21 protein-coding genes are annotated in these 21,798 nt (G+C 67.5%); 9 read left to right on the top strand and 12 right to left on the bottom strand.

Going from position 1 to position 21,798, the window contains the following annotated elements:
• Positions 1–19: 19 nt before the first annotated feature.
• From LGR44_RS06150 to LGR44_RS06130, 5 genes are all read right to left on the bottom strand, one after another.
• On the bottom strand, positions 20–1,021 hold the full coding sequence (locus LGR44_RS06150; RefSeq protein ID WP_226738383.1) for an adenosine kinase: 1,002 nt from the start codon (positions 1,019–1,021) through the stop codon (positions 20–22).
• Between the two features lie 104 nt (positions 1,022–1,125).
• The gene (locus tag LGR44_RS06145) at positions 1,126–1,554 is read right to left on the bottom strand and encodes a helix-turn-helix domain-containing protein (RefSeq protein WP_226738380.1); all 429 of its coding nucleotides are present in this window, start codon (positions 1,552–1,554) and stop codon (positions 1,126–1,128) included.
• A gap of 4 nt (positions 1,555–1,558) precedes the next feature.
• Positions 1,559–2,122, bottom strand: a complete 564-nt coding sequence (locus tag LGR44_RS06140) for a Smr/MutS family protein (RefSeq protein WP_226738378.1) — start codon at positions 2,120–2,122, stop codon at positions 1,559–1,561.
• Positions 2,119–3,297: a murein transglycosylase A gene (gene mltA / locus LGR44_RS06135; protein WP_226738376.1), complete on the bottom strand. Its 1,179-nt coding sequence runs from the start codon at positions 3,295–3,297 to the stop codon at positions 2,119–2,121. Before mltA ends, LGR44_RS06140 begins: the two co-directional genes overlap by 4 nt.
• Entirely contained in the window at positions 3,294–4,010 is a 717-nt protein-coding gene (locus LGR44_RS06130; protein WP_226738374.1) for a Tim44/TimA family putative adaptor protein, read from the bottom strand. Before LGR44_RS06130 ends, mltA begins: the two co-directional genes overlap by 4 nt.
• A 261-nt stretch (positions 4,011–4,271) precedes the next feature.
• On the opposite strand from LGR44_RS06130, the gene secB reads away from it, so the two are divergent.
• Positions 4,272–4,766, top strand: coding sequence for a protein-export chaperone SecB (gene secB, locus LGR44_RS06125; protein WP_226738372.1), 495 nt, complete (start codon positions 4,272–4,274; stop codon positions 4,764–4,766).
• A 560-nt stretch (positions 4,767–5,326) separates the two neighbouring features.
• Here secB and dnaQ read toward each other — a convergent pair.
• The 5 genes from dnaQ to LGR44_RS06100 are packed head-to-tail and all read right to left on the bottom strand — an operon-like array spanning position 5,327 to position 8,974.
• Entirely contained in the window at positions 5,327–6,052 is a 726-nt protein-coding gene (dnaQ, locus tag LGR44_RS06120) for a DNA polymerase III subunit epsilon (protein WP_226738370.1), read from the bottom strand.
• On the bottom strand, positions 6,052–6,666 hold the full coding sequence (gene coaE / locus LGR44_RS06115; RefSeq protein WP_226738368.1) for a dephospho-CoA kinase: 615 nt from the start codon (positions 6,664–6,666) through the stop codon (positions 6,052–6,054). The genes dnaQ and coaE overlap by 1 nt, the downstream gene beginning before the upstream one ends.
• Positions 6,663–7,511, bottom strand: coding sequence for a shikimate dehydrogenase (locus LGR44_RS06110; RefSeq protein WP_226738366.1), 849 nt, complete (start codon positions 7,509–7,511; stop codon positions 6,663–6,665). The genes coaE and LGR44_RS06110 overlap by 4 nt, the downstream gene beginning before the upstream one ends.
• Positions 7,512–7,523: 12 nt before the next feature.
• Positions 7,524–8,141 carry a Maf family protein gene (locus tag LGR44_RS06105; RefSeq protein WP_226738364.1) on the bottom strand — a complete coding sequence of 206 codons (618 nt, stop codon included), beginning with the start codon at positions 8,139–8,141 and terminating at the stop codon, positions 7,524–7,526.
• 2 nt (positions 8,142–8,143) lie between these two features.
• A complete protein-coding gene (locus LGR44_RS06100; protein ID WP_226738362.1) occupies positions 8,144–8,974 on the bottom strand; it encodes a pyruvate, water dikinase regulatory protein in 831 nt (276 codons plus the stop codon).
• Between the two features lie 378 nt (positions 8,975–9,352).
• Here LGR44_RS06100 and hemE point away from each other — a divergent pair, with 378 nt between their 5' ends.
• The 4 genes from hemE to LGR44_RS06080 all read left to right on the top strand — a co-directional run bounded on the left by hemE (position 9,353) and on the right by LGR44_RS06080 (position 14,077).
• Positions 9,353–10,390 (top strand): uroporphyrinogen decarboxylase, encoded by a 1,038-nt coding sequence (hemE, locus tag LGR44_RS06095; protein WP_226738360.1) that lies wholly within the window; start codon positions 9,353–9,355, stop codon positions 10,388–10,390.
• 1 nt (position 10,391) lies between these two features.
• Positions 10,392–10,817 (top strand): protoporphyrinogen oxidase HemJ, encoded by a 426-nt coding sequence (gene hemJ / locus LGR44_RS06090; RefSeq protein WP_226738358.1) that lies wholly within the window; start codon positions 10,392–10,394, stop codon positions 10,815–10,817.
• 301 nt (positions 10,818–11,118) lie between these two features.
• On the top strand, positions 11,119–12,384 hold the full coding sequence (rho, locus tag LGR44_RS06085) for a transcription termination factor Rho (protein ID WP_226738356.1): 1,266 nt from the start codon (positions 11,119–11,121) through the stop codon (positions 12,382–12,384).
• Positions 12,385–12,667: 283 nt separating this feature from the next.
• Positions 12,668–14,077, top strand: a complete 1,410-nt coding sequence (locus LGR44_RS06080; protein WP_226738353.1) for a DUF2254 domain-containing protein — start codon at positions 12,668–12,670, stop codon at positions 14,075–14,077.
• A gap of 10 nt (positions 14,078–14,087) precedes the next feature.
• Here the strand turns inward: LGR44_RS06080 and LGR44_RS06075 are convergent, their stop codons facing one another.
• On the bottom strand, positions 14,088–14,546 hold the full coding sequence (locus LGR44_RS06075) for a GNAT family N-acetyltransferase (RefSeq protein WP_226738351.1): 459 nt from the start codon (positions 14,544–14,546) through the stop codon (positions 14,088–14,090).
• Between the two features lie 285 nt (positions 14,547–14,831).
• Complete coding sequence (locus tag LGR44_RS06070) at positions 14,832–16,838, bottom strand: thioredoxin domain-containing protein (RefSeq protein WP_226738349.1); 2,007 nt, start codon at positions 16,836–16,838, stop codon at positions 14,832–14,834.
• Between the two features lie 111 nt (positions 16,839–16,949).
• On the opposite strand from LGR44_RS06070, the gene mnmE reads away from it, so the two are divergent.
• From mnmE to LGR44_RS06050, 4 genes are all read left to right on the top strand, one after another.
• Entirely contained in the window at positions 16,950–18,260 is a 1,311-nt protein-coding gene (gene mnmE / locus LGR44_RS06065) for a tRNA uridine-5-carboxymethylaminomethyl(34) synthesis GTPase MnmE (RefSeq protein ID WP_226738347.1), read from the top strand.
• A 186-nt stretch (positions 18,261–18,446) separates the two neighbouring features.
• A complete protein-coding gene (gene mnmG, locus LGR44_RS06060; RefSeq protein WP_226738345.1) occupies positions 18,447–20,327 on the top strand; it encodes a tRNA uridine-5-carboxymethylaminomethyl(34) synthesis enzyme MnmG in 1,881 nt (626 codons plus the stop codon).
• Positions 20,324–20,968 carry a 16S rRNA (guanine(527)-N(7))-methyltransferase RsmG gene (gene rsmG, locus LGR44_RS06055; RefSeq protein ID WP_226738343.1) on the top strand — a complete coding sequence of 215 codons (645 nt, stop codon included), beginning with the start codon at positions 20,324–20,326 and terminating at the stop codon, positions 20,966–20,968. The genes mnmG and rsmG overlap by 4 nt, the downstream gene beginning before the upstream one ends.
• A complete protein-coding gene (locus tag LGR44_RS06050) occupies positions 20,965–21,798 on the top strand; it encodes a ParA family protein (RefSeq protein ID WP_226738341.1) in 834 nt (277 codons plus the stop codon). Before rsmG ends, LGR44_RS06050 begins: the two co-directional genes overlap by 4 nt.

Genomic DNA, 21,798 nt, shown 5'->3' with positions numbered 1-21,798 from the left:
TCGGGCCGAAGATCCTGTTTCAGGCCAGCAGCCCCTGCTGACGGGCGAGGTCGCGCAGGTCGGATTGCGGACGGGCGCCGAGGTGGCTGATGATCTCGGCCGCCGCGAGGCCGCCGAGGCGGGCGCAGTCGACGAGGTCGAGGTCCTGGGTCAGGCCGGCCATGAAGCCCGCCGCGAACAGATCGCCCGCGCCGGTGGTGTCCACCACGCGCTCCACCGGGAAGGCGGGGACCGCCTTGGTCTCGCCGCGGCTGACCACGAGCGCGCCCTCCGCCGAGCGGGTGATGGCGCCGAGCACGTTCTCCTCCCGTAGGGCCGCGAGCGCCGTATCGGCGTCCGACGTGCCGTAGAGGCTCTGCAGCTCGTGGATGTTGGCGAAGAGGATGTCGAGGCTGCCGTCGCGCATGAGGCCGAGGAACTCGTCGCGGTAGCGGTCGACGCAGAAGGCGTCCGAGAGGGTGAGCGCCACCTTGTTGCCGGCCTCGTGGGCGATCTTCACGGCCTTGCGGAAGGCCTCCTTGGCGGCCGGCGGATCCCAGAGATAGCCTTCGAGATAGACGATGCCCGAGGCGCGCACCGTCTCCGGGTTCACGTCGTCGGGGGTGAGGTTCTGGCAGGCGCCGAGATAGGTGTTCATGGTGCGCTCGCCGTCGGGCGTCACCAGGATGAAGCTGCGGGCCGTGGCCGGGCCGCCCTGGGCCGGGATCACGTCGTAATGGACGTCGATGGCGTTCAGGTCGTGGGCGAAGAGGCGGCCGGTCTCGTCGTCCTTGACCTTGCCGATGAAGCCGGCCTTCACGCCGAACGAGGCGACGCCCGCCGCCGTGTTGGCGGCCGACCCGCCCGACACGATGATGGCCGGTCCCATGTCGCCGTAGAGCTCCTCGGCCCGCGCCTCGTCGATGAGCTGCATGGCGCCCTTGTGGACGTTCTTCTTGAGGAGGAAGGCCTCGTCCGTATGGGCGAGCACGTCAACGATGGCGTTGCCGAGCGTGAGCACGTCGATGCGATTCTGGGACATGAGCAACCGAAAGTTTCAGGGAAAGGGGCGCTTTCGCATCCAAAGCCGCGGCGGTCAAGGTCGGGCGCCGCGTCCCCGGCGGTTCTCAGGGCCGGGTCGGGATCCTAGCCGGGGGAGGAGGACGACTGGATCGAATCCTGCGCCTTGTCGAGGAGGGACGCCACCCGCCGGCTCCGTTCCTGCGCCTTGTCGAGGATCGTCAGGATGGCTTCGAGCTCGCTCTCGGACAGGCCGCGGATCTCGCGGGCGAGGCGGTTGGCCAGAAGGGTGGCGCGCGGATCGCAGCTCGCGGTGTCGATCTTCACCCGCGGATCCGAGACGTCGGCCAGCCGGGCCAGCTCGTCGGCCTCGTCCCAGATGATGTTGAAATATTGCAGGACCCCCTGGATCAGGGTCCAGGTCGGCTTGCCGCGTTCGCCCCGCTCCAGGGCCGACAGATAGGCGCTCGACACGCCCAGATGCGCGGCCATGTCCTTCAGGAGGAGCCCGCGTTCGCGGCGCAGCTGCCGCACCCGTTCGCCGAAAGGAGTCATCCGTTCATCCCGCGCCCCGCCTGCGGCGAAGCCTGACATAGAGTGCACCGGATCCGCCATGCTGGGGAGAGGCTTCTTCGAAGCCAACCACAAGAGATCTGAGATCGGGCAGGCGCAGCCAGTGCGGCACCATGCGGCGCAGGACCCCGCGCTCCTCGAAAAGGCCCGGCCCCGCCGCGCCGCCCTTGCCGGTGATGACGAGGACGATGCCGTAGCCCGAGCCCTGCGCCCGGTGAAGGAAGTTGATCAGCGCGTAATGGGCCTCTTCCTGGCGCATCCCGTGCAGGTCGATGACGCTGTCCACCTGCCGGGTTCCGCGCCGCAGGGCCTTCACGGTCTTGCGCTCGAGGGGTGCGAGCGGCGTCACGGGCGGCTTCCGGGGCAGGGACGGCGAGGGGGAAGGCGCGAGCACCACCTCCCGCACCGGCGCGGTGGCGGTCGCCGGCTGTTCCTCCGGCTCCGGCTCGGGCGGCGGCAGCTTGCCCTTGAGGGGTTTGACGCTCCGGACCACCTGGCTCCAGAGCCGTCGCTCCTCGGGGCTGAGCGGACGGGACCGGCGCTTGGTCATGGATCGAGGCGAGGCTTGAGGACGACGAAGCGCGTCCGGTGGCGCAGGAGCCCGGCCCGGGTCCCGGCGTCGGGGCCGCTGCCGAAGAAGAAATCGCCCCGGGCCGGCCCGACGATGGCGGAGCCCGTATCCTGCGCGATCATGAGCCGCCGCAGGGGCTCGGCCCGGTCCAGGGTCACGGGCAGCTCGCCCTCCAGCCAGAAGGGCAGGCCGTAGGGCCACAGGGAGCGGTCGACCGCGAGGCTGCGGCCGGGAACGAGCGGAATGCCGGCGCCGCCGATGGGCCCGTCCTCGGGGGCGAGCTCGGCCGCTTCGCGGAAGAAGATGTAGGACCGGTTCTGCCGCATGAGATCGCGGGCGGGACCCGGATGATCCTTGAGCCAGCCCATGAGCTTTTCCAGCGTCATGGTCTCCAGCTCCATCTCGCCCCGCTGCACCAGCAGGCGGCCGATGGAGGTGTAGGGACGGCCGTTGCGGCCCGCATAGGCCACACGCATGACCGAGCCGTCGTCGAGACGGATTCGGGCCGAGCCCTGCACGTGGATGATGAAGGCCTCGCCGGGCTCGCGCAGGTAGACCACCGGCTTGGCCTTGTCCCCGAGGGCGCCGTCCTCGATGGCGGCCCGGTCGGGATAGGGCTCATGGCCGTCGGAGGTGCGCCGGGCGGCCTGGAGAGCCGGGTCGATCCCCGGCAGGGTTTCGCCCTGGGGGATGGTGACGAGATCGTCGGGCCGGTCGAGCAGGGGCACCTTGTAGGTGGAATCCGGCCGGCGGCTGCCCCGGAACTCGGGTTCGTAGTAACCGGTCAGGAAGCCGTCGCCCGATTCGGGGCGGATCAGGAAGGGCTGGAAATGCCGCTCGAAGAAGGCGCGGGCCCCGGCGCCGTCGAGGGCAGGGGTCTTGAGGGCTTCGCGGCACACGGCGAGCACGCCCGCATCCGGCTTCTGCGCCGGCCGCAATTCGGCCGCCTGGGCGTCGAGGGCCCGGCATGACCGGAGAAAGGCCCGGAAGGCTTCGCCGTGGTCGTCCCCGTCCCATCCGGACAGATCGGAAAAGGACAGGGCTTCGAGCTGCGCCTTGCCCTCGAGCGGCGATACGGCATCTGCGGGCATGGTCACGATCCAGGCGAGAAGACAGGCGAGCCCCCCGAGAGCGGCCCGGGCCCCATGCCTCATTGTCCCGCTTCGGTGGCGACGAGCAACCAGTTGGGGTCGCGGTTTCCGAGGGTGCGGGCGAAGGTCCATACGTCGGTGACGTCGACGACCGCGTCCGGGCTGCCGTCCACCACGGCGCCGGAGGCGTCCCGGGTCGCGGTGATGAGCTTGGACAGGAAGCGAACCACGATCTGGGCCTGCTTGCCCTGGACCTCGGCCCCGACCATCTCGGCCCTGTCGATGGACACGAAGGTGGTTTCCACCTTCTCGCCCCGCTGCTCGCGCTCGGTGATCGCGCGCTCGAAGCCTTCATAGACCTCCTTCGACAGGAGATCCTTGAGGGTGCGGCGGTCTCCCTGCGCGAAAGCCGTGACGATCATTTCGTAGGCCGACTTGGCGCCCTCCAGGAAGCCTGCCGGCTCGAAGGCGGGTTCCGCCCGGGTGATCTCGGTCAGGGCCTGGGCCATCGGGGTGCCGGGCTCGGCGATGCCCTTCCAGCGTTCGGCCAGGTTCTCGGGAGCGGGGCGGGACCCGTTGGCGCCGGGGAGACGGACCACGTTGTCCTGCTCGGCCGCCGGATTGCCGGGCCTGAGGCCGGCATCGCGGCGCGAGAGCGGATCCATCGGCGGCTGCTCGTTCCCGGTCTTCTGCCCCAGCACGGAGCGAAGACGCCAGATCACGAAGACGGCGAGTACGATAAAGATAAGGGTCGTGATGTCGAAGGAATCCTGCATCGTCGATCCGTTGTCGGCTTGCCCGATCCTGACGCGTGATGCGCCAAGGTTGCCCCGGCCAAAGCGAAGGGTGATCTTTCGCATATGGGGTCCATGGGTCGTAACATCCACCTCTCCCTTGGACAAGCGAGGGAGAAAGCTGAATCTTGTTCATGGGATGGAAGCATGGTAGCGCGGGAGCGATAGCCCGTTACCTCGCCGGCGCTTTCCCGAAGCGCTCCGTCCGGGCCCCCACCACCGATCCATCTGGGAGCAAGAATCATGGCCGACAACCCGGCAAACAACGGAGCGCAGGAAGGCGGCATGCCCTCGCTCAACGCCCTCGCCCAGTACTGCAAGGATTTCTCGTTCGAGAACCCCAACGCGCCCCGTTCGCTGCAGCAGCAGTCGGAAGGCCCGCAGATCAGCCTGCAGGTGAACGTGAACGCCAAGCAGCTCGACGCGGCCGATTTCGAGGTCGACCTGACCCTCGAAGGCAATGCCAAGATCGGCGACAAGGACGTGCTGTTCGCGTTCGAGCTGACCTATTCGGGCGTGTTCCGGGTCCAGAACATCCCGCAGGACCAGCTGCACCCGGTCATCATGATCGAGTGCCCGCGCCTGCTCTTCCCCTTCGCCCGCCAGATGGTGGCCGACGCGGTCCGCAACGGCGGCTTCCCGCCCCTCTACATCGACCCGATCGATTTCGTGGCCCTCTACCGCCAGCGCGCCGCCGAAATGCAGGGGCAGCAGGGCAACCAGACGGCCCTGTCGTAAGCGCGACGCCCGGCCCGGCCGGGTCAACACGTTTTCGTGACGACATCCCGGCGCGGCAGCCAGCTTCGCCGGGATTTGTTTTTTCCGGCCCTCCTCACCGCCTCGCCGGAAGCGCTGCCGGGCTCTCCTTCCCCACAAGCTTCAGCCGGTTCGAAGCTCATGCAGATGGCGCCGACCTGCTCTCCTCCCCCTTGTGGGGAGGAGGTGGAGGTGGGGGTGTGGGCGCCATCCTGGTTCCAGTCCGGCGCCAACACCCCCACCCTGGCCCTCCCCACAAGGGGGAGGGAAGACCGTTGCGCTGAACACCGCCACATCCACGACAGCCTCTCACCAACTCCCAACCTCATCCCGAGAAGCGGCGGGGCTGCGTCTCGAAGGAGGGTTCAGTGCACTCCGGAGGCGCCCTCGTCCTTCGAGGCGGTTCTGGATGATGGCTGCGGGTGGGGCCGATGAACAGCGACAACCGGAGCGCAAGCGAATCGCTCATTCGAACCTGACGGCCCGATCTCTCGCAGGAAGAGGCAACGGGGATCCCGACCGCCGCTCCCGAAGCGGATGCCTCAGGCCTGGCCTTCGGCCGGAGGCTCGCCGAGATAGTCGCGCCAGAGGGCGCTGGAGCCGAGGGACTGGATGAAGGCCTCGTGGGCCTGCCGCTCGGCATCGGTCAGCCGCGAGATGACCTGACGCGGGCGGGTTTCCCGCGAGGAGGCCGCCCCCATTCGGGCAAGGCCGGCCTTCGCGGACGGCTGCAGGGTCAGGTCGAAGCCCACCTGCTTGCCGCCGATGAGCTCGATATAGACCTCGGCCAGGATTTCGGCGTCGAGGAGCGCGCCGTGCTTGGTGCGCTTGGAATTGTCGATGCCGTAGCGGGAGCAGAGGGCGTCGAGGTTGTTGGCCGCGCCCGGATGCTTGCGCCGGGCCATGGACAGGGTGTCGACCACGTCGGAAAGGGCGATCTGCGGGTGCCCGGTGCGGGCGAATTCCGCGTTGAGGAAGCCCACGTCGAAGGCCGCGTTGTGGATGACGAGCCGGGCATCGCCGACGAATTCCACGAACTCGTCGACGACGTCCTTGAACACCGGCTTGTCGGCCAGGAACGCGTCCGAGAGCCCGTGGACCGCGAGCGCCCCGGCGGAGACCGGGCGCTGCGGGTTGATGTAGACGTGGTAGCTCCGTCCGGTCGGGATGTGGTTCAGGAGTTCGACGCAGCCGATTTCGATCACCCGGTCGCCGTTGGCGTGATCGGTGCCGGTGGTTTCCGTATCCAGAACGATTTCGCGCATCATCACCCGTGTCCCTGTCGCCCGACGCGGCCCGGCCGGCCGGCCAGGCAGGCGAGAATGGACCGGGCCTGGGCTTCCGCCGCGGCGAAGCCGCGGCTCGTGTCCAGAACGAAATGGGCCCGCGCCCGCTTGTCCGCGTCCGGCATCTGTTTGAGCAGAATCGCCTTAAATTTCTCCTCCGTCATCCCCGGACGAGCCATCACCCGCTCCCTTTGCACAGAAGCCGGGGCCGTGACCACGAGAACGGCGTCGCACCGGACCTCGCCGCCGGTCTCCAGCAGGAGGGGAATGTCGAGCACCGCCACCGAGGCCAGCGCCGACACCCGGCGCAGAAAGGCCTCCTCCTCCTCCCGCACCAGCGGATGGACGATGGCCTCCAGCGCCTTCATGCGCTGCGGATCGCCCAGAACCGCCGCGCCGAGCTTCGGCCGGTCGACGATGCCGTCCGCGACCGTGCCCGAGAAGGCCTTTTCGATCAGCGGTGCGGCCCGGCCCCGGTAGAGATCGTGGACCGCCGCATCCGCATCGTGGACGGGAACGCCGAGCCGCCGGAAGATGGCGGCCGTGGCCGACTTGCCCATGCCGATGGAGCCCGTCAGTCCCAGCACGAAGGTCATGAGCGCCCCTCGAGATCGGCCACGATCAGCGCCCGCAGTTCCGGCGTCACCTCCGGCGTCACGCCGAACCAGCGGGCGAAGCCCGGCACCGCCTGATGCAGCAGCATCCCGAGCCCGTCGACGGTCCGCAGGCCCCGCGCCTCGGCCGCGGCGAGCAGCGGGGTCCTGAGCGGCACATAGACGATGTCGGCCACCACGGCTCCATCGGGACTTATCCCCAGATCGAGGTCGAGCGGCGGCTGTCCGGCCATGCCCAGGGAGGTGGTGTTGACGACGAGCCCCGCCGTGGCCAGCGCCGCGTCGATGTCGCCCCAGGGGAGAGCCTGGAGGGAGGACGGCCCGTCATCCCTCAAGTCTCGGACCAGTTCCTCGGCTTTCGGCAGGGTCCGGTTGATCACGAGAAGGCGCGGGATGCCCCGGTCCTGCAGCCCGGCCACGATGGCCCGCGCCGCCCCGCCGGCCCCGACGATCAACGCCGTGTCCACAGCTTCTTCCCAGCCTTGTCCCAGGCTCCGGTCGAGATGGGCCATGAAGCCGAGCACGTCGGTGTTGTCGCCCCAGATCAGGCCGTCTTCGCGCCAGAGGGTGTTGACCGCCCCGAGCCTCTCGGCCCGCTTCGTCCGCCGATCCACCCCCAGGCAGGCGGCTTCCTTATGGGGAATGGTGACATTGCCGCCGACGAAGCCCCGCTCCGGAAAAGTCTTCAGGAATTCGCCGAAATCGGCCGGCGCCACGTCGATGCGCTCGTAGGAGCCCTCGATTCCGTACTGCTTCAGCCAATGGCCATGGATCAGCGGCGACCGGGAATGCTTGATCGGGTGCCCGACGACGAAAGCCTTCTTCATGAACGACGATCCCTAGAAAGCCAGATGGCCGAGCCGACGCAGGGCGGCGAGGAGCGGGAGGAGGGGAAGCCCGAGAATGGTCGAGTGGTCCCCCTCGATCCGGTCGAAGAGGTGAATGCCGACGCCCTCGACCTGATAGACGCCCGCGCTCTTCAGGACCTCCGGCCCGGCCGCATCGAGATAGGCCTCGATCGCCGCGTCGCTCAGGGGACGCATGGAGAGAAGGGCCGTCTCCACGAAGCTGTCGACGAGTTCTCCGTTCCTGGCGAGCACCACGGCGGAATGCAGGGCATGGCTGCGGCCGGACAGGCTTTGCAGCTGCGCCCGCGCCGTCTCCCGGTCTTCCGGCTTGTGCAGGGCGATGCCGCCGCGGTCGAGAACCTGATCGGCCCCCAGGACGATCCGCTCCGGCGCCGCGCGGCTGACCGCCAGGGCCTTCTCGGCGGCGAGGTGAAGGGCGAGGTTCTGCGGACCGAGAGCCCTTTCCTCCACGGCCGCCTCGACGGCGCGCTCATCGACGCCCGAGGCCCTGGTCTCGACGGGAAGGCCCGCGCTTTCGAGCAGGGTGCGGCGGGTCGCGCTGGTGGAAGCCAGGAGAAGCGGGGCGGATCCGGTCCAGAGGGCGGTCATGGTCACTCCGCGATGAACCGCAGGCGGTGGTCCCGGTAGAAATCGAGGATCGCGGCCGCGGTTTCCTCTATGGACCGACGGGTCACGTCGATCACCGGCCAGTTGTGGCGCGCGAACAGCCGGCGCGAGGCCGCGATCTCCTCCGCCACCGCGTCCCGGTCCACATAGGAGGTGTCGTCGTCGGCCTTCAGGCTCAGGAGCCGGTTCTGGCGGATCTGCACGATGCGCTCCGGGGTGGCGACGAGGCCGACGATCAGCGCCTTCCTGGCCGTCTCCAGGATGCTCGGCGGCGGCACCCCCGGCACCAGGGGAATATTGGCGGTCTTCATGCCGCGATTGGCGAGGTAGATCGCCGTCGGGGTCTTGGAGGTCCGGCTGACGCCCACGAGAATCACGTCCGCATCGTCCAGGTCCTGGGGCAGGTGCCCGTCGTCGTGGAGGAGGGTGAAGTTCATGGCGTCGATGCGCTTGAAATATTCCGCGTTCAGCATGTGCTGGGCGCCGGGCCGCGCCGTCGAATGCGCCCCGAGATAGGACGACAGCAGCGAGTGCACCGGCGCGAGCACGGAGAGATGCGGCGAGCCGGTGGCGCGGCAGACCTCCTCCAGGCGGGAGGCCAGGTCCTGCTCGACCAGGGTGTAGAGCACGATGCCGGGCGCGGTCTCGATCTCGGACAGCACCCGCTGGAGCTGGGTCTGGGACCGGACCAGGGGATAGACGTGCTCGATCGCCGCGATTCCCTCGTATTGCGCCACTGCGGCGCGGGCCACGGTGATCAGGGTCTCGCCCGTGGAATCGGACACGAGATGGAGATGGAAGTAGCTGCGCCCCACGAAAGTCCTCCCGGACAAGGAGTCGATGAGTGTGGATAGTTCGCTTGTCGAGCCAGGTCCAGGGCAGGGGCCTGTGGGAAGTCCCCTTCCGTCATCAACAATGGTTTCTCATGTGTGAACGCGGAATCGGGACCTTGGGAGAATCCGGCACGAATCGGTCGCGGAATGTCGACTCGGATCTCGCCGGCCGCCGTTAGGGATCTGTTAAGGTTTAAGAATTCGGTAATGATTGTGGCGGCCCGGCCCCATCCGTAAACGAAGGGTTAACGGAACGGGCCGTGTGGACCGGCTGTGGACGGACTTGCGGCTTTACGATTCACGGCCCAAGAGAAAAAACAGAGTCTAAGATTCAAGAATTATTCTTTTAAGAGAGGGCCTGTGAGCGAGCGTCCCACCAAAGCGATCCTGCGTGTCCTGAACGGCGAACCGGTCTGGCCCTTGCCGATCTGGATCATGCGCCAGGCAGGCCGTTATCTGCCGGAATACCGGGAGACCCGGAAACAGGCCGGATCCTTCCTGGATCTGTGCTACAACCCGAGGCTGGCCGAGGAAGTAACGCTACAGCCTATCAGAAGGTTCCAGTTCGACGCCTCGATCCTGTTCTCGGACATCCTGGTCATTCCCCACGCCCTCGGCCAGGACGTGCGCTTCGCGGAAGGCGAGGGTCCGAAGCTCGACCCGGTGACCTCTCAGGCCGATTTCAGCCGCCTCAAGGACGAGCTGCCGCTGGAGCGCCTCGATCCCGTCTTCGAAACCCTCGACCGCCTGAGCAAGTCGCTGCCGAAGGAAACCACCCTTCTGGGCTTCTGCGGCGCGCCCTGGACGGTGGCGAGCTACATGATCGCCGGCAAGGGCACGCCCGACCAGGCGCCGGCCCGCCTCACCGCCTACCGCGACCCGGCCTTCATGGCCGCCCTGATCGACCGGCTGGTGCGCGCCTCCACCGCCTACCTCATCCGCCAGATCGATGCGGGCGCCGAGGCCGTGCAGATCTTCGAGAGCTTCGGCTCGGCCCTGCCGCCGGCGCTCTTCGACGACCTGTCCCTCAACCCGATCCGCCGCATCGTGGAGGGCCTGAAGAGCGCTCGGCCGCAGGCCAAGGCGATCGTGTTCGTGCGCGGCGGCGGCGCCCATCTTCTCCGCTTCGCCGAAGCCGGGATCGGCGATGCGCTCGCCCTCGACTGGACCCTCGACCCGGCGAAGGTTCTGCCGACCTTGCCGGGGCACGTGGCCACGCAGGGCAATCTCGACCCGCTGGCCCTCATCGCCGGCGGTCCGGCCCTGGAGAAGGGCGTCGACCACATCCTGTCGACCGTGAAGGGCCGGCCGCACATCTTCAATCTCGGGCACGGCATCCTGCCGGAGACGCCGGTCGAGCACGTGGCGCAGCTGATCGCGCGCGTCCGGGGGGCCTGACATGCTGTACCTCTGGATCAAGGCGTTCCACGTCATCGCTGTGATCGCCTGGATGGCCGGGATGCTCTACCTGCCCCGGCTCTTCGTCTATCACTGCGACGCGCCGAAGGGCTCGATCCAGTCCGAGACCTTCAAGATCATGGAACGGCGCCTGCTCAAGGCGATCATCAACCCGGCCATGATCGTCACCTGGGTGCTCGGGCTGATCCTGGTCTGGCAGGGCGGCTGGTATCTTTCCGGCTGGCTGCACGCGAAGGTGCTCCTCGTGCTGATCCTTTCCGGCGTGCACGGATCGCTCTCGCGCATGGTCAAGGACTTCGCTGCCGACCGGAACAAGCGGCCGCAGAAATTCTACCGCATGATCAACGAGGTCCCGACGGTGCTGATGATCGGCATCGTCATTCTCGTAATCGTGAAGCCGTTCTGACGACGCAGGGCGGCCGCACCCGCTTCTCCCCAGGGGAGGGGCGGCAGGCCGTTCATGGTGCGGTTGCGAACCGTTTTTGCTCCTCGATGAGCGGAGTTTCGCTCAAGGGGCTTGAGGCCAAGCCCGAAAAAGGGTAAAGAAGAATTCTCTTCCCTAAAGACAGGTTGCGCTGCGCGGGGCCGTTGAGGCCCTTCACGTCATGTTTCGTGAACTGGGTGGCCCTGTCGACGTTCCCCTTAATCTCCCCACGCGTTCAGTCTTTTCGTTTCTGCCCGCGAACCCTACCCGAGAGTGTTCCCCGATGAGGGAAATCAAGCTTCAAGACCTGAAATCAAAGTCGCCGACCGAACTCATCGCCTTCGCCGAGGAGCTCGAGGTCGAGAATGCGAGCACGATGCGCAAGCAGGAGCTCATGTTCGCGATCCTCAAGCAGCTTGCGGCGCGCGAGGTGGAGATCATCGGCGCGGGCGTCGTGGAGGTCCTGCAGGACGGCTTCGGCTTCCTGCGCTCCGCCGATTCCAACTACCTGCCCGGCCCGGACGACATCTATGTCAGCCCGAGCCAGATCCGCCGCTTCGGCCTGCGCACCGGCGACACGGTGGACGGCCCGATCCGCGGTCCCAAGGAGGGCGAGCGCTACTTCGCCCTGCTGAAAGTCAACACCATCAATTTCGAGGATCCGGAGAAGATCCGGCACAAGGTTCACTTCGACAACCTGACGCCGCTCTTCCCGCACGAGCGCTTCAAGCTCGAGATCGACGACCCGACCCGCAAGGACTTCTCGCCGCGCATCATCGACATCGTGTCGCCCATCGGCAAGGGCCAGCGCGCCCTGATCGTGGCGCCGCCGCGCACGGGTAAGACCGTGCTGATGCAGAACGTGGCGCAGTCGATCACCACCAACCATCCGGAATGCTACCTCATCGTGCTGCTCATCGACGAGCGTCCCGAAGAGGTGACCGACATGCAGCGCTCCGTGAAGGGCGAGGTCGTGGCCTCCACCTTCGACGAGCCGGCCTCGCGCCACGTGCAGGTCGCCGAGATGGTGATCGAGAAGGCCAAGCGCCTGGTGGAGCACGGCCGCGACGTGGTGATCCTGCTCGACTCGATCACCCGCCTGGGCCGCGCCTACAACACGGTGGTTCCGTCGTCCGGCAAGGTGCTCACCGGCGGTGTCGACGCCAACGCCCTGCAGCGGCCGAAGCGCTTCTTCGGCGCGGCGCGCAACATCGAGGAAGGCGGTTCGCTCACCATCATCGCCACCGCGCTCATCGATACCGGCTCGCGCATGGACGAGGTGATCTTCGAAGAGTTCAAGGGCACCGGCAACTCGGAAATCATCCTCGACCGCAAGGTGGCCGACAAGCGCACCTTCCCGGCCATCGACATCACCCGCTCCGGCACCCGCAAGGAGGAGCTGCTGGTTCCGGCCGACACGCTCAAGAAGATGTACGTGCTGCGCCGCATCCTCAACCCGATGGGAACGGTGGATGCCATCGAGTTCCTGCTCGACAAGCTGCGCCAGACCAAGTCGAACCAGGATTTCTTCGATTCGATGAACACCTGACGAAACGTCGGTTGAACCACGACACCGCCCCATCCTCGTCCGCGAGGGTGGGGTTTTTTGTTGCCCGACATTCGCGAGAAGACGGGGAACGCCAGCCTCTCTCCTCCCCGCAAGGGGGAGGAAAGACCGTTGCGCTGAACACCGGCACATCCACGCCGGCCTTCTGCCGAACGTCCCGCCCTCATCCTCGCTCGTCCTCCTCGCGCAAGGGAAGAGCGTGCCCGGAATCGCCCGTGAAATCAGGCCCTGGGAACAAGCGAGACCGTCGCGAACTTAAGGGGTGATGTCGAACAGGTTTCTCACCCTCTGGGACAACGCCAGGACAGGTCTCTGGCTGGTTCCGTCCGTTCTGATCGTCATCGGAACCGGCCTCGCGATCGCCATGCTTCAGGTGGATGCGGGCTACGGCTCCGAGGACCAGGTTCGGGCGTGGTGGATCAACAGCGGCAGCGGGGAGGATGCGCGCAACCTTCTCTCCACCCTCCTGTCCTCGATCATCACCATGGCCAGCATGGCCTTTTCCGTGACGGTGGTCGCCCTCACCCTGGCGGCCAATTCCTACGGCTCGCGTCTCATCCGGATCTTCCGGGCCGATCTGCGCACCCAGGTCGTGCTGGGCACCTTCGCGATGACGATCGTCTACTGCCTGATCGTCCTGCGTTCGGTCCACGGCGACGCGCCGACGGCGGAGGTCCCGCACGTCTCCGTGACAGTCGGCACGGTACTGGCCCTGATCTGCGTCCTGGCGCTTCTGGTCTTCATCCAGGGCGTGGCCCGGTTGATCGTCGCCGACGAGGTCGTGCGGCGCGTCCGCAGGGAGCTCGACGACACGGTGACGAATCTGGCCCCGCGGTGCGAGGCGACACCGGAGCACTCTCCGTCCGATCTCCCCGAGGATTTCGACGAGAAGGCGGAGCGGATCGTCCTGCCCTATGAGGGCTATGTGCAGGCCGTCGATTACGACGAAATGGTCGCCTGGGCCGAGCGGCACGACGCGATCCTGCGCCTCGACTTCCGGGCCGGCGACTTCATCGTCAACGGCGACCGGCGCGTCCTGGTCTATCCCCCCACGGGCCGGCCCCAGAAGACGCGGGAGGAAATCGGCGAGTTCATCGTGAGCGGAGACGAGCGCACGCCGACCCAGGATCTGGAATTCGCCATCCGCCATCTGGTGGAGATCGCGGTGCGGGCCCTCTCGCCCGGAATCAACGATCCCTTCACGGCGACGGTCGTGATCGACCGGCTGCGGGGCGCCCTGTCGCGGGCGATGGGCCGGAGCCTTCCGCCCGAGACCCTGCGTGACGGCTCGGGACGGGTGCGGATCTATCGGCAGGTCTCCACCTACGAGGGGCTGCTCGATGCCGCCTTCCATCAGATCCGGCAATCCGGATCGACCCATCCGGCGGTCCTGATCCATCTCCTGGAGGCGATCGCGCGGATCGCCGAGCACACCCATCTGGACGAGCAGCGCCGCGCGCTCATGCGCCATGCGCGTCTGGCCCGGGCGGCCGCCGAACGCGACGTCGGCGAGCCCGAGGACAGGCATGACGTGGAGCTGAGCTACCGGCGGGCAATCCGCGCCTGCGAGAGCGCCGCGAGAACCGCGAGCGAGCACCCATCCCCCGGCTCCTCGGCGTCGCATCCGAGCGGGACAAGCCTCTCCCAGTCGCCCGAGCCGATTTCGAATCCTTGATCCGCAGGCGTCAGGAGCGCGCCGCAAGCCGCTTGGTGAAGCGCAACTGCCCGTCCGGCTCGCGCCCTTCGACCAGCCATCCCCGCGCCGCATAGAAACGGGCGGCCTTGAGCCCCGGCTCGCCGCCCGTCAGCAGCCAAGCGGACTCGGCGCCGCGGGAGGCGAGCCAGGATTCGGCCAGGGCGAGAAGCCTACCGCCGAACCCGCGTCCCTCCATCTCGGGCCGCACGAAAAGCGCGAACACGTCTCCCTGGTCGGAACGGGCCATGGCGAAGGCCGCGGGTTCGCCGTCCCACAGGCCGATCCAGGTGGCGGCATCCTCGCTGCGCAGGAGTTCGGCCACGCTGTCCGGGGTCACGCCCGCGGCCGCCAGTGCGGCAAGGGTCATGTGGTTTTCGCGCACCGCCGTGCGGATGGCGAAAAGGGCAGGGATATCGCCAAGGGTGGCGGGGCGGATGGACAGGCTCATGCTTCGTGCATGGGGCAGGTCGGGACGCAAGGTCAAGACGGGTGCAGCACGATGGGCAGGCGGTGAGCCCGAGCGCGACGCGGATCGTCGCGCCTGGATCAGAACACTCCCAAGAAGGCCAGCACGATCACGGTCAGTACGGCGGAGATCATGAGCGATCCCATGCAGCCGAGGCGATTGGAGAAGAAAAAGAACATCGGTGCTCCCGTTGGCGGAGGGTTGTCGGGCCTGGATGCGGCGCCGCGGATGGACAGGTGAAAGCCTCCGGAGCGTGCCCGGTTCCGCTCACGGGGCCAGCATCTCCTGCACCCGCGCCCGAAGGGCATCCGCGTCGGTGACCGGCAGGGAGCAGCGCATCCCGGCACAGACCAGGGCCCGGGGCCCTTCGCCCGTCGCGGCGAGGGCCCGTGCCGGGTGATGGGCATCGAGGACATCGCCCTCGCGCAGCCGGCGGACGCTGCGGTCGAGATAGGGCAGGCGCAGCGCCGTCTCGTGCAGTGCCTCCGCATCGTTTCCCGTGACGAGGATGCCGAGGCCCCGCAGGTGGAGATCGAGGGCGTTCAGGATGGAGGTGTGGCCCAGGGGCGCCGAGCGGGCGATGCCGACGAGACGGGCGAGCACCTCCTCGGCCCTCTCATGATCGGCCTGCGAGCCGGTGATCTGCGCCAGGCGGACGAGAGCCTCCGCGAAGACTCCGTTGGCGTTGGGCACCGCATCGTCGTGGGTCGGCTGCGGCCGCACCACGAGGGGATCGGCCTCGCGCGCGGTCATGGCGAGCACCCCGCTTTCCGGCACCCTGTACTCCTGAAGGAGGATGTCGCGCCAGGTTTCGGCATCCCGGAGATAGGCGTTCTCTCCCGTCGCTTCGTGGAGGGCGAGGGCGGCCCGCATCATGGCGGCATGGTCGAGGGCGAAGCCGGGAAAGATCAGGCTGCCGGCGCGCGAGGAATGTCCGAGCCGTCCGTCGCGGCTCATCGATTCGGAGATGAAACGGTAAGCCTTCCGGGCCAGACCTACCCATTCCGGGTGATGGAGCAGGGGGGCCGAGCGGACGAGGGCCGCGATCGTCAGCCCGTTCCAGTCGGCCAGGATCTTGTCGTCGAGACCGGGCTTTTCGCGTCCGGCCCGCCGCTCCAGCAGCTTTTGCCGCATCGCCTCCAGTCGCTCCTCCACCGGCTCCGGCGCCTCGCCGGAGATCAGCCGGTTGGGGATGTTGGTCCCTTCCCAGTTCCCGCCGGGCGTGATGTCGTAGACCTTGCAGAAGAACGCCCCGTCCTCCTCGCCCAGGACCTCGCGCACCTCCGCGTCCGACCAGACATAGAAGCGGCCTTCCTCGCCTTCCGAATCCGCATCGAGGCTCGACGCGAAGGCACCTTCGGCGGTCGTCATCTCCCGTTCGAGCCAGGCCACGATGTCCTCGGCGGCATCGCTGAAGAGCCGCCGCCCGGTCCCAGCGAAGGCCAGGGCATAGAGCTCGAGGAGCTGGGCGTTGTCGTAGAGCATCTTCTCGAAATGCGGCACGAGCCATTGCTCGTCGACGGAGTAGCGGGCGAAGCCGCCGCCGAGATGATCGCGAATGCCGCCGAGGGCCATCCGCTGCAGGGTGAGGAGGAAGCGGCCGCGGGCGGTCTCGTCCCCGGTCCGGCGGGCATGGCGCAGCAGATATTCGAGGATCGGCGGGTTGGGAAATTTGGGTGCGCCCGTGAGGCCGCCGTGCTCCGCATCCATCACCTCGGTCAGACGGGCCCCGAGCCGGTCGAGGTCCTCGCGCCCGAGAGCACCCCCGTCCGCCTCGGCCGTCCTGGCGAGGTGCTGCCTGAGAGCCTCGCTGTTGTGCCGGATCCGCTCCGGCTCGTCCCGGTAGAGGCGGGCGATCTCCCGGAGCACCTGGACGAAGCCGGGCCTTCCGAATTTCGGCTCCTTGGGGAAATAGGTGCCGCCCCAGAAGGGCTCACCCTCGGCGGTCAGGAACATGGTGAGCGGCCAGCCGCCGTGTTCGCCCAGAGCCTGGAGGGCGCTCATATAGACGTGGTCCACGTCCGGCCGCTCCTCCCGGTCGACCTTGATATTGACGAAGAGGTCGTTCATCACCGCCGCCACGGTCTCGTCCTCGAAGCTCTCATGGGCCATCACATGGCACCAGTGACAGGCGGCATAGCCGATGGAGATCAGGACGGGCTTGTTCCGGCGGCGCGCCTCGCCGAAAGCTTCCGGTCCCCATTCCCACCAATGGACAGGATTGTCCCGGTGCTGCAGGAGATAGGGAGAGGAGGCATCCTTCAGGCGATTCATCGAAGCCGTCTCCACGAGGTGGCGGGTTTCACGTGAACGGACCGATTCGGATCCGGGCCGATCCTGCCGCCGCCTCCTTTTCAAGCGTTTCAAGCCCCTAAGGTTCATCCCATGCGCTCGGACGACACCATCTTCGCCACCGCCTCGGGCCATGGCCGCTCGGCGGTCAGCCTCATCCGGATCAGCGGGGACCGGAGTCGATTCATCCTCGAAACGATGGCCGGCGGCGTGCCCGCCCCGCGTCGGGCGGTGCTGCGGATCCTGCGCGATCCCGCCTCCGGCGAGCCGCTGGACCAGGCCCTGGTTCTGTGGATGCCGGGACCCGGGAGCTTCACCGGGGAGGATCAGGCGGAGCTGCACATCCATGGCGGCCTTGCCACCCGCGCGGCCGTTCAGCGCGCCCTGAACGCCCTGGAGGGATGCCGGGCCGCGGAGGCGGGGGAGTTCACCCGGCGGGCCTTCCTGAACGGGCGCATGGACCTGAGCCGGGTCGAGGGCCTGGCGGACCTCATCGATGCGGAGACGGAGGCGCAGCGTCGGCAGGCCCTGTTCCAGCTGGAAGGACGCCTCGGCCATGCGGCGGAGCGCTGGCGGGAGGAGATCCTGCAGGTTCTCGCCCTGCTTGAAGCCTGCCTCGACTTCTCCGACGAGGGCGACGTGCCGGAGGATCTGGAGACGGAGATCACCGGCCGGCTCGCCCGGATGCGGGACGATTTCCACGGGGTGCTGGAGAACCGCAGCGGCGAGCGGTTGCGCGAGGGCCTGACCGTGGTCCTCGCCGGTCCGCCCAATGCGGGCAAGTCGACCCTCCTGAATGCCCTCGCGCAACGCGATGTCGCCATCGTCTCGCCCATCGCCGGCACCACGCGCGATGTTATCGAGGTCCATTGCGACCTCGGCGGTCTGCCGGTCGTGATCGTGGACACGGCGGGGCTTCGCGACTCCACGGATCCCATCGAGCAGGAGGGCGTGTCCCGCGCCCGCGCCCGGGCGCAGGATGCGGATCTGGTTCTCTGGCTGATGCCGCCCGAGGGAGGGGAGGGGGAGCCGCCGGAAGCCCGCCGTCTTCTCAAGGTCGCCACCAAGGTCGATGTGGATCGGAACCGGGACGACGCCGATCTCGCGATCTCCGCCGCCACGGGGGCGGGGCTGCCGGACCTGATGCGGATGCTGGAGGCCGAAGCCCAGGCGGTCCTGGGGCAGGGGGATGCGGTTCTCACCCGGGAACGGCACCGGCGCGCGCTCGAACGCGCCCGCGATTCGGTGGCGCTGGCTCTCGCCATGATGAGTTCGGCCGGTCCGCTCGAGCTGATCGCCGAGGAGGTGCGGCTCGCAGCGCGCGCCGTGGGGGAAATCACGGGGCGTGTGGATGTGGAACACGTCCTCGACCGTCTGTTCTCCAGCTTCTGCATCGGAAAATAGGCCATCATCCGGTCGCGTTCCTGTGAGCATCTCTGTTGAAAGGCTCGGGAGAGCGACCCCATTTCGGCGGGACAGGCCGTGGACAGGATGTGGAGATCGGGCGTCTGAGGGCGATGTTTCACGTGAAACATTTTGCCCTTTGACCTCGGTCCCGTCAGGTCCTACAGCCCTGTCCTGGAGAGACTCATGAATCAAGTTTTCGACGTGATCATTGTCGGCGGCGGACATGCCGGGGCCGAGGCCGCGGCGGCTTCCGCACGCATGGGCGCCCGCACGGCGCTCGTCACCCACAAGGCCTCGACCATCGGCGTCATGTCCTGCAACCCTGCCATCGGTGGCCTCGGCAAGGGGCATCTGGTCCGCGAGATCGACGCGCTCGACGGGGTCATGGGCCGGGTCGCCGACCGGGCCGGCATCCAGTTCCGGCTGCTCAACCGGCGCAAGGGACCGGCGGTGCGCGGACCGCGCACCCAGGCCGACCGGAAGCTCTATGCCCGCGCCATGCAGGCCGAGCTGTCCCGGACGCCGAACCTCACCATCGTCGAAGGCGAGGCCGACGACATCCTGGTGGAGGGCAGCCGGGTCACGGGACTTAAGCTCGCCGACGGACGCGAGCTCCCCACGGGCGCCGTGGTCCTGACCACGGGCACGTTCCTCTCCGGACTGATCCATATCGGCGAGCGGAAGATCCCCGCCGGCCGCATGGGCGAGCGCCCTTCCCTGGGTCTGCCGAAGACGTTCCAGCGCCTGGGCTTCTCCCTCGGCCGGCTCAAGACCGGGACGCCGCCGCGCCTGGACGGCCGGACCATCGACTGGGCCGGCATCGACAAGCAGGCCGCCGACGACGAGCCGGTGCCGTTCTCCCTCCTGACGACGCGGATCACGACGCCCCAGATCGAGTGCGGCATCACCCGCACCACGGCCGCGGTCCATGCGCTTATCCGCGACAACCTCCACCGGGCGCCCATCTATTCGGGCGATATCCAGGGGAGAGGGCCGCGCTATTGCCCGTCCATCGAGGATAAGGTTGTGCGCTTCGCCGACCGGGAAGGGCACCAGATCTTCCTCGAGCCGGAAGGCCTCGACGACATCACCGTCTATCCGAACGGGATCTCGACCTCCCTGCCCGAGGATGTGCAGCTCGCGCTGCTGCCGCAGATCCCGGGCCTGGAGAAGGTGCGGATGCTCCAGCCGGGCTATGCCATCGAATACGACTATATCGACCCGCGCAACCTGACGCCGAGCCTCGAAACCAAGATGGTGCGCGGCCTCTTCCTCGCCGGCCAGATCAACGGCACGACCGGCTACGAGGAGGCGGCGGCTCAGGGGCTCGTGGCGGGACTGAACGCCGCCCGCCGGGCCGCCGGCCAGGACGGCGCCGTGTTCGACCGGGCCGAATCCTATATCGGCGTGCTGATCGACGACCTGATTACGCGGGGGGTGAGTGAGCCCTACCGCATGTTCACCTCCCGCTCCGAGTACCGGCTGAGCCTGCGCATCGACAACGCGGATGAGCGGCTGACGGGCAAGGGCCTCGATCTCGGCTGCGTCGGTCCGGAACGGGCGGCGCATTTCGCACGCTCTCGGGAGGAGATCCAGGCCGTGTCGGAGCGGCTCCAGACCCTGACGGTGACGCCGAAGGAAGCGGCAAGGCACGGGCTGGAGCTGAACCAGGACGGCATTCGCCGGTCCGCCTATCAGCTTCTCTCCTACCCGACCATCGGCTGGGCCGATCTGGTCCGGGTGTGGCCTGAGCTCGGCCGGGTGTCGCCGCCGGTGCAGGAGCGGCTGGAAACCGACGCCACCTACGCGGTCTATATGGACCGGCAGCAGGCGGATATCGCCGCCTATCGCCGCGACGAGAGCATCGTGCTGGAAGAAAGTCTGGACTTCCGGTCCCTGCCGGGCCTGTCGAACGAGATCAAGGCCAAGCTCGATCTGGTCCGTCCCGCCACCCTGGGACAGGCGGCGCGTATCGAGGGGATCACGCCCGCGGCCCTGACCCTGCTAGCCGCCCATGCGAAGAAGCTCTCCGGCACCAAGGCCGGTCTGGACCCGGTGGCATGACGACATCCGCATCCTCCCCCCGCTCCGGACTTCTCGACGCCTTCGATGTTTCACGTGAAACATCCGAGAAGCTCGCCCTGCTTGAGCGGGAGCTCCGCCGCTGGCAGGCGATCAAGAATCTCGTCGGCCCGGCGACCCTGGACCAGATCTGGGATCGTCATATCGTCGATTCGCTGCAGCTCCTCGCGCTTGCTCCCCAGGCGCGGACCTGGCTCGACCTCGGCTCCGGCGCCGGCTTTCCCGGACTGGTGCTCGCTGTCGCCGGGCAGGAGCGGGGCCTGAAGGTGGACCTGGTCGAGAGCAATTCCCGCAAATGCGCCTTCCTGCGCCACATCGCGCGCCTGACCGGTGCGAACGCCACCGTGCATGAAGCCCGCTTGGAAACGGTCGTTCCCCGGTTCGTGGGCCAGGCCGACGTGGTCTCGGCCCGGGCTCTTGCGTCCCTCGCCAACCTGCTGGACTGGACCGCGCCGCTGTTGAAAGCGGGGACAATGGGCCTGTTCCCCAAGGGCCGGGATGCCGAGATTGAATTGACCGAGGCCCGGAAATCGTGGACATTCGATGTCGAGATCCTGCCAAGCCGGACCGATTCCGAAGCCAGGATTCTTCGCATCACCTCCATTGAGAGCCTATCATCATGACCGACCGCAGCGGATCCGCCCCAGGAGCGCCGGCTAAGCCTCGCATTCTGGTGCTTGCCAATCAGAAGGGCGGCGTCGGCAAGACCACCACCGCCATCAATCTCGGCACCGCGCTGGCGGCGATCGGCGAGAAGGTTCTGATCGTCGACCTCGACCCGCAGGGCAACGCTTCGACCGGTCTCGGCATCGACCGCAAGAGTCGGCGCGTCTCGACCTATCACGTGCTGAGCGGCGAGGCCTCTCTCGACAGCGCCATCACCGAGACCGTGGTGCCCGGCCTGTTCGTCGCCCCGTCCACTCTCGACCTGCTCGGCGTCGAGTTGGAGATCGCGAGCGAGAAGGACCGGGCTCACCGGCTCAAGAACGCGATTGCCGCTCTGAAGGGCCCGGACGTAACCAAACCTTTTACCTATATTTTGATCGATTGCCCGCCTTCGCTGAATCTTTTGACCATCAATGCCTTGACCGCTGCTGACGCGGTTCTGGTGCCCCTCCAATGCGAATTCTTCGCTCTGGAAGGTCTCAGTCAGCTGCTGAAGACGGTCGAACAGGTCCGTTCGGCGCTCAATCCGAAGCTGACCATCCACGGTGTCGTGCTGACCATGTTCGACCCGCGCAACAACCTGTCCGGGCAGGTGGTGGCCGACGTACGCCAGTTCATGGGCAGCAAGGTCTACGAGACCATGATCCCGCGCAACGTGCGCGTCTCCGAGGCGCCGTCCCACGGCAAGCCGGTTCTGCTCTACGACCTGAAATGCGCCGGCTCGCAGGCCTACCTGCGCCTCGCCTCCGAAATCATCCAACGGGAGCGCGCCCTGCGCGCCGCCTGA

Source organism: Microvirga lenta, from assembly GCF_020532555.1.
Classification (GTDB): domain Bacteria; phylum Pseudomonadota; class Alphaproteobacteria; order Rhizobiales; family Beijerinckiaceae; genus Microvirga; species Microvirga lenta.
Note: the sequence above shows the minus strand (reverse complement) of the source record. Positions and strands in the feature narration are given on the sequence as shown.